Genomic DNA, 1,193 nt, shown 5'->3' on the forward strand with positions numbered 1-1,193 from the left:
CTAGCTGCCGGATGGGTAGGCCGCGTTCGGCTTCGAAACTGGCCGCCTGACGAAGAGTGTGAGGTGAGAACCGTGAAGGCCGGCGCCGGTAGCCCCGAAGATGGGACCGGCAGAGGGCGTCCAGACGTAGAGCAGCCGCCGTCTTGCGGGGCATGACTCTTCTTTCGCAAGTAGTGATCTCGTTGAGGAACTCAACTCTGCGAGCTCGCGGCAGGTCAGGTCCTGAGCCAGATGAGCAGTGCCGCTGCGGTCACAGTGCCGAGGAAAACATGGCCCCGCTTGTCATAGCGGGTGGCCACGGCCCGGGACTGTTTCAACCTGTTGATCGCCCGTTCCACGACGTTCCGCTTCTTGTAGCGCTCCTTGTCGAAGCCTGGCGGCCGCCCGCCCCCGGTACCTCGCTTCAGACGGGCGGCCCGGGAGTCGGACTTCTCCGGGATCACGTGCTTGATGCCGCGTCGGCGCAGGTAGCGGCGGCAAGGCCCGTTGCTGTACGCCTTATCGGCGGCGACGCTGTCCGGCTTCTTGCGTGGCCTCCCCGGCCCGAGTCTAGGCACGCGGATCTCTTCCAGGACGGGGACGAACTGCGTGCAGTCGGCCCGCTGGCCTGGTGTCACGATCAGTGACAGCGGCCGACACCGGCCGTCCGCGCTCAGATGGACCTTGGTGGTGAAACCGCCGCGCGAGCGGCCAAGTCCCTCAACTGCTGGACCACCTCCACCGGCCGGGCGACGAGGCTCGTCTACGGTGATTCGCTCTGGTGTCCCACCACTGCTGCCCCCTTTGAAGCGGTGACGGCCGGTGGGGGGTGTCCGACGGGCACCGGCCGCGTGCTGATGGGCGCGCATCACAGTGGAGTCGACCGAGATATCCCAGTCGATCTCCCCAGCGGCATCAGCCGCGGCCTGGACCTGCTGCAGCAGCCGCTTCCATGTGCCGTTGGCCGACCACAACCGGTGCCGCTCATAAACCGTCTTCCACGGCCCGTATCGCTCTGGCAGGTCACGCCACTGCACGCCTGTGCGCACGCGGTGCAGGATGCCGTCGATCACCTGCCGGTGATCCCTCCACCGGCCACAGCGACCGTTGCTCACCGGCAGAAGCGGCCCCAGCCGCCCCCATTCCTCGTCAGTCAGATCACCCCGACCCATAACCAGATCAACGGATCAGATGATCGGCCGGACACGGCCTAG

The 1,193-nt window shown here is 66.6% G+C and carries 1 protein-coding gene; it reads right to left on the bottom strand.

Annotated features, from left to right (window positions below):
- Positions 1 to 215: 215 nt before the first annotated feature.
- A complete protein-coding gene (locus C6N31_RS42195) occupies positions 216 to 1,151 on the bottom strand; it encodes an IS5 family transposase (RefSeq protein WP_138357162.1) in 936 nt (311 codons plus the stop codon).
- Between the last annotated feature and the right edge of the window lie 42 nt (positions 1,152 to 1,193).

This window comes from Streptomyces fildesensis (genome assembly GCF_016107395.1).
In the GTDB taxonomy this organism is placed as follows: domain Bacteria; phylum Actinomycetota; class Actinomycetes; order Streptomycetales; family Streptomycetaceae; genus Actinacidiphila; species Actinacidiphila fildesensis.